Here is a 6,111-nt window from a genome sequence, read left to right as displayed (position 1 = left end):
GAATCATGGGACATGATTCGACCTAGAACCCTGATCCAGCCGGAAAGGGAGGTCAGCGGGAGAGGTGGGCGAGCGCGGCGCGGACCAGTTCGGCGTTGTCGCGTACGGGATCGCCGGTCGGCCCGGCTAACGCGTCTTCGAGGCCGATGCGGGTGGCGAGCCCGAGACGCCCGGCTCGGCCGATCAACGGCCACGCCGACGAGTTCTCGCCGTGCAGCAGCACCGGTGGGCGCAACGCGTACGCCCGCAGCCGGTCCAGGATCGCGTCCGCTTCGGCCTCGCACGTGTCGGCGGGGAAGTCGATGACCTCGACGAGGATGCGTAACACGTCCTGTGCATGCCGCGAGCGTCCCAGCCGGTCGGCGTCGGCGAGCGACCACACGCCGGCCTCGACGGCGACCCCGGCGCTGTGCAGGACGTCGGTGAGCTCGTCGAATCCGGGCTCCGAGAGGTTCACCGAGGCGTAGTCGGGCAGGCCGTCCGGGTCGCCGTCGATCCAGCCCCGAATCAGGCGAAGGCGCGCCGTGGCGTCTCCGTCGGTGATCCAGAGTCCCGTCGTGACGCCGATCGGCGTACCCGGGCAGGCTGATCGAACGGCGTGCACAGCGGCCGAGACGTCCGCGTACGCCAGGGATTCCTGGCCGTCGGCGCGGCGCGGATGCAGATGGACGGCGTCGGCCCCGGCCGTGACGGCGTCCTGGGCCGCGACCGCGAGCTGCGCGGGCGTGATCGGGACGGCCGGGTGGTCGGCGGCCGAGCGACCGCCGTTGAGGCACACCTGGATGCGGCGGACGAGCGGATCAGTCATCGGCGGCGGGGGCGTAGACGTCGAGGCAATTGTCCCCGGGGTCGATCGCGTGAATCACCTGGGCGCCGATCTCGGCGAGCTGGCGGACCTGCTCCGGGGTGAGCGCGTCGAAGACGTACTTGCGGACGGCCGCGACGTGGCCCGGGGCGGTCGCCACGACCTTGTCCCAGCCGGTCTCGGTGAGCAGCGCGAGGGTGAAGCGGCCGTCGTCGGGATCGGGTTCGCGGCGGACCCAGCCGCGCTTCTCCAGCCGGCCGACGACGTGGGACAGCCGCGACAGCGAGCCGTTGGCGAGCACGGCCAGGTCGCTCATGCGCATGCTGCGGCCGGGGCTCTGGGAAAGCCCCGCGAGCACCTGGTACTCGAAGTGGTTCAGCCCGGCGTCGCGTTGCAGCTGCGCGTCCAGCGCGAACGGAAGTTTGATCATGACCGCGTTCAATGCCAGCCAGCTGCGGGTCTCCTCGCTGCTCAGCCAGCGAGCCTCGGCCGGGGTCCCCATGGGCACGATCGTACCCGGCGGCCCCATTTCCGGCGGTTGACGCTTCAAGTAACTGCCGCTACGGTTCGCTTGAAGGTTCAAGTCATCGAACGAACGGATCCCCATGAACGTCGTGCTCTGGATCGTCGCCAGCCTGCTCGCGCTGGCATTCCTCGGCGCCGGCCTGATGAAGCTCACCCAGCCGAAAGCCCAGCTGGCCACGAAGGGCCTGGCCTGGACCGAGGACTACTCGGTGGGCGCGGTCAAGGCGATCGGCGCGCTGGAGCTGCTGGCCGGCATCGGCCTGATCCTGCCCGCGCTGCTCGACGTCGCCCCGATCTTCGTGCCGCTGGCCGCTCTCGGGCTCGCGGTGATCATGGTCGGCGCGATCGTCGTGCACGCCCGCCGCAAGGAGACCAACGCCCTGCCGATCAACCTGGTCTTCCTGGTGCTCGCGGTGGTGGTGGTCTGGGGCCGATTCGGCCCGTACGCCTTCTGACCTCGGGCCGGCACCGGGCCGACCTCGGGCCGGCACCGGGCCGACCTCGGGCTGGCACCGGGCCGACCTCGGGCTGGCATCGGGCCGCGGGGGACCCGATCAGACGCCCACAGGGGGCGTGACCGCCACGGCGGTCCGTAGGATCTTCGGACATGCAGCGTGTGCACCGGCTCTACACCGTCGTGGTGTTCGTGATCCTGGCCTCGCTGGACAACGTCGCCGCCGGGCTGGTGCCGCCGCTGTACAGCCCGATCGGCTCCGCCCTGCACGTGCCGGAGGCGGCGATCGCCGCGGTCACGGCGACCGGGTTCCTCGTCTCGGCCGTGGTGGCCGTCGGATGGGCGTACGCCGGAGACCACTTCAACCGGCGCTGGCTGCTGATGGCCGGCACGACGATCTGGGCCGCGGGCACCTTCGGCACCGCGCAGGCGCCGAACTACGGGGCGTTCTTCGCCGGGCAGCTCGTGGCGGCGGTGGGCCTCGGTGCGGTCGGCTCGGTCGGCTTCTCGGTCGTCAGCGACCTGATCTCGCCGCGTCGCCGGGGCCTGATCATGAGCCTGTTCGGGCTGTCCCAGGGCGTCGGCACGCTCGCCGGAACGCTGATGGGCGGGGTGCTCGGCGCCGAGGACTGGCGTCGCCCGTTCACCCTGCTGGCGGTGATCGGGCTGGGCGCTACGGCGGCGTACCTGCCGACGGCCAGCATCCGCCGGGGGCAGAGCGAACCGGCGCTCAAGGAGGTCTTCGAGGCCGGCGGCGAGTACGACTACCGGATCAGCCGCGCCGACCTGCCGAAGATCGCCCGGCACCGGACCAACATCTGGCTGGTGCTGCAAGGCGTGACGGCGCAGCTGACCTTCGGCTCGCTCGTCTGGCTGCCCCGCCTGCTCCAGGCGAAGGCGGAGGCGCAGGGCTACCCGCAGGACACCGCGATCGTCATCGGCACCATCTTCGCCACGATCTTCCAGCTCGGCGGGGCGCTGTCGATCATCGGCGGCCTCGTCGGCGACCGGTTGCAGCGGCGTACGCCGAGAGGCCGGGCGCTGGTGGCGGCGGTCGGCGTCCTCGCCGGCATCCCGTTCTACGTGATCCTGTTCTTCCTGCCGCTCCAGGTCGACATCGCCGAGGACGCCGGAGCCGGTGGGGTCACGGCCAGCGTCCTGCGCAGCCTGGTCACCGAGCCGCTGATGGGGCTGGCTGCCGTGATGGCCCTGATCGCCCTCGCGCTGTCCTCGGCGAACTCGCCGAACTGGTTCGCCCTGATCGCCGACGTGAACCTGCCCGAGCATCGCGGCACCGTCTACAGCGTCGGCAACCTCGCCAACGGCGTCGGCCGGGCGGCCGGCAACAGCCTGGTCGGCGTCGTCTTCAGCGCGCTGTCGCGAGGGCTGCCCCCGCCCTGGAACTACGCGACCGGGCTCGCCCTGTTCCAGGTCTTCTTCATCCCGACCGGTGTCATGTACTGGCTGGCCTCGAAGACCTCGCCTCAGGACATCGCCGACGTCGACCACGTGCTGCACGAACGCGCCGAAGCCCGGGTCACCGCGTCGTGAAAAGCCACCGCTTTGTGAGAGGTCACTGCGTCGTGAAGCTGGTCCGCAGCCGATAACGCGATCCGGCGTACGCGACGACCGAGAGCAGCACCGGCCGCCCCTCCGCCGACAGGACCACCTGGTGCAGGAAGAGCACGGCGGCGCCGTCGGTCAGCTCCAGGTGCCCGGCCAGCTCGGCGTCGGCGGGCCGGGCCTCGATCGCGACGTCGGCCCGGCCGAGTGCGACGCCCCGGGCGGCCAGTTCGGTGAACAACGACGCCTCGGTGAAGTCGACGTCCACCAGCCCCGGCGCGAGGGCGATCGCCAGCAACGAGGAGTCGACGGCGACGCGTACGCCGTTGAGCAGCCGGACGCGCCGCAGGTGCAGCAGCGGCGTCCCGGCGGGCAGTTCGAGTTCCTCCGCCTCGTCCAGGGTCGCCGGGCGTACCTCTTGGGTCAGGACCAGCGAACTCGGCGTCAGGTTCTTGCGGCGAGCCGTCGCGCTGAACGACTCCAGCTCCTGCGGCCATTCGCGGACGGCCGCCTGCGGTGCGGCCACGAACCAGCCCCGCCCGTGCGACGGGGTGACCAGGCCCCGTTCGTCCAGCTCGATCAGCGCTTTGCGCAGCGTCACCCGGGAGACGTCGAGGCGTTCGCAGAGATCCCGCTCGGCGGGCAGGCGGTCGCCTGGGCCGAGCCCGTCGCGGGCGATCTGACCGAGGATCTGGTCGGCGGTCTGCGCCCAAAGAGGTGCGGCGGTCACGGCAGCGACAATACCACCGCATACCGATCTTGACGAAGTGCAGACCACCGCATACCTTTGCCGGGTGCAGGTGCTGATCTCCCATCTCGGCTACCCGGCGTACGGCCCCAAATCGGTCGTCGTCGCCGGGACGCCCAGCACCGCCGAGTTGGTCGGGCCGACGCGTACGCCGTTGACGGTCGGACCGGCGGAGCACGTCGACCGCTGGCACCTCGGCCCGTTCACCCGGATCGACCTGCCGGTCAGCCTGCCGCCCGGCTCGTACCGCGTAGTGGCCGACGGCGTCGCGTCCGAGCCCTTCGACATCACCGCCGACCCGTACCTGGCCACGCTGCCCGACGTCGTCGGCTACTTCCGGGCCATGCGCTCCAGCGGCGCGATCGACGCCAAAGACCGCCACGCCGCGCTCTGGGACGACCCGCTCGGCCGGACCGTCGACGCGAGCGGCGGCTGGCTCGACGCCAGCGGCGACACCAGCAAGTTCCTCAGCCACCTCACCTACACCAGCACGATGAGCCCCCAGCAGATCCCGCTGTGCGTGTGGGCGATGCTGGTCGCGCATGCGGAGACCGGCGACCCCGCGCTGCTCGACGAGGCGATGTGGGGCGCGGACTTCCTGCGCCGCTTCCGGTCGCCCGACGGCTACTTCTACACCGGAGTCTTCGACGCGCTGACCAAGCGGCTCGACGAGCGGGTGGTCACCGCGCCACTGCAGGACTGTGTGCGTACGTCGCGGTATCAGGCCGGCTATCGGCAAGGCGGCGGGCTCGCCATCGCGGCGCTCGCCCGAGCGTCCGCCCACGACGCCGGCCTGCTGCCCGTCGCGATCGAGGCCTTCGAACACCTGGAAGTCCACAACCGCGAGTACCTGTTCGACGGGCAAGAGTCCATCGTGGACGACTACTGCGCGCTGCTCGCCGCGGCCGAACTGCTCGCCGCCGGGCACGCCGAAGCCGCACCGGCCGCCGAACGCCGCGCCCGCTCCCTGCTCGCGCGCCGCGACGGCTGGTTCACCGTGGCCGGCCGCCCGTTCCACCACGCGGCCGAATCGGGCCTGCCGGTGCTCGCGCTCCTGCGGTTCGCGGCGGTCCAGCCCACCGCCACGTGGGCCGCTTCCGGTGCGCTCCAAGCGATGTCCGCGTTTCTCACGGGTACGCACAACGCCGCGAACCCGTTCGGTCATCCCCGGGCGGGCGCCTACTTCTTCCCTCATGTCAACGACACCGGCTATTGGTGGCAGGGGGAGAACGCGAACATCGCCTCGCTCGCGGCGGCGGCGTACGCCTGCGCCCGGCACGACGCCGGACGCCGGGCCGAACTGGTCGCCTTCGCCGAAGACCAGCTGGCCTGGATCGCCGGGCGGAATCCGTTCGACGTCTGCATGATCGACGGCAAGGGGCGCAACAACGCCGTCTACTCCGCCGACTTCCCACCGAAGCCGGGCGGCATCGTCAACGGGATCACCTCCGGCTGGACCGACGAACACGACATCGCCTTCCTGCCACCGGACGCGCCGACGGGTGACGCCTGGCGCTGGGCCGAACAGTGGATCCCGCACTCCGGCTGGTATCTGCTGGCCGTGGCCACCGGAGCCGCCTTCCGAAAGGACACCCCCGCATGACCCGCATCTCGTACGCCGAAGGCCGGGCCGCGCAGCCCGAGGCATTGGACCGCATCGTCAGCCGCCTGCGCGGTTCGCTCGACCTGCCCCCGGTACGCCGCCCGCTCTTCTGCGGCATCGGCGCCTCGTACGCGGCTCTGGCCGTACCCGTCGAGGCGCTGCGCCGGTATGGCGTACCGGCGTATCGGGTGCTCGCGAGCGAGGTCGCCGAGTATCCGGCCGCCTTCGACGCCGACGTCCTGATCGCGGCGTCCCAGGGCGGCAAGAGCTCGGAGACGATCGCCGCGTTCGAGCAGACCCGGGCGGCGACGGTGGCGGTCGTCAACGTCGGCGACTCACCGTTGGCCGTGCTCGCCGAGCATCTGGTCGGCCTAGGCGACGAGCCCGACTCGTACGCCTCCACCGTCGGCTTC

Annotated in this window: 6 protein-coding genes and 1 pseudogene; 4 read left to right on the top strand and 3 right to left on the bottom strand. The window is 71.4% G+C overall.

The window, feature by feature from the left end:
• Positions 1-52: 52 nt before the first annotated feature.
• Positions 53-808, bottom strand: a complete 756-nt coding sequence (locus AB0M47_RS41770; RefSeq protein ID WP_363424330.1) for a 3-keto-5-aminohexanoate cleavage protein — start codon at positions 806-808, stop codon at positions 53-55.
• Positions 801-1,307, bottom strand: coding sequence for a MarR family transcriptional regulator (locus tag AB0M47_RS41765; RefSeq protein ID WP_363424327.1), 507 nt, complete (start codon positions 1,305-1,307; stop codon positions 801-803). Before AB0M47_RS41765 ends, AB0M47_RS41770 begins: the two co-directional genes overlap by 8 nt.
• 103 nt (positions 1,308-1,410) lie before the next feature.
• Here AB0M47_RS41765 and AB0M47_RS41760 point away from each other — a divergent pair, with 103 nt between their 5' ends.
• Both AB0M47_RS41760 and AB0M47_RS41755 read left to right on the top strand, forming a co-directional pair.
• Positions 1,411-1,785: a DoxX family protein gene (locus AB0M47_RS41760; RefSeq protein WP_363424325.1), complete on the top strand. Its 375-nt coding sequence runs from the start codon at positions 1,411-1,413 to the stop codon at positions 1,783-1,785.
• Between the two features lie 152 nt (positions 1,786-1,937).
• Positions 1,938-3,335 (top strand): MFS transporter, encoded by a 1,398-nt coding sequence (locus AB0M47_RS41755; protein WP_363424322.1) that lies wholly within the window; start codon positions 1,938-1,940, stop codon positions 3,333-3,335.
• 22 nt (positions 3,336-3,357) lie between these two features.
• On the opposite strand, the gene AB0M47_RS41750 is transcribed toward AB0M47_RS41755, so the two are convergent.
• The gene (locus AB0M47_RS41750) at positions 3,358-4,077 is read right to left on the bottom strand and encodes a GntR family transcriptional regulator (RefSeq protein WP_363424320.1); all 720 of its coding nucleotides are present in this window, start codon (positions 4,075-4,077) and stop codon (positions 3,358-3,360) included.
• Positions 4,078-4,114: 37 nt separating this feature from the next.
• Between AB0M47_RS41750 and AB0M47_RS41745 the strand changes: the two genes are divergently transcribed.
• Together AB0M47_RS41745 and AB0M47_RS41740 are read left to right on the top strand one after the other, a co-directional pair.
• Positions 4,115-5,698, top strand: a complete 1,584-nt coding sequence (locus AB0M47_RS41745) for a glycoside hydrolase family 9 protein (RefSeq protein ID WP_363424317.1) — start codon at positions 4,115-4,117, stop codon at positions 5,696-5,698.
• Positions 5,695-6,111, top strand: a pseudogene (locus tag AB0M47_RS41740) (sugar isomerase); the annotation flags it as partial. The gene AB0M47_RS41745 and the pseudogene AB0M47_RS41740, both read left to right, overlap by 4 nt.

The organism is Hamadaea sp. NPDC051192, from assembly GCF_040682475.1.
Taxonomy (GTDB): Bacteria; Actinomycetota; Actinomycetes; order Mycobacteriales; family Micromonosporaceae; genus Hamadaea; species Hamadaea flava.
Note: the sequence above shows the minus strand (reverse complement) of the source record. Positions and strands in the feature narration are given on the sequence as shown.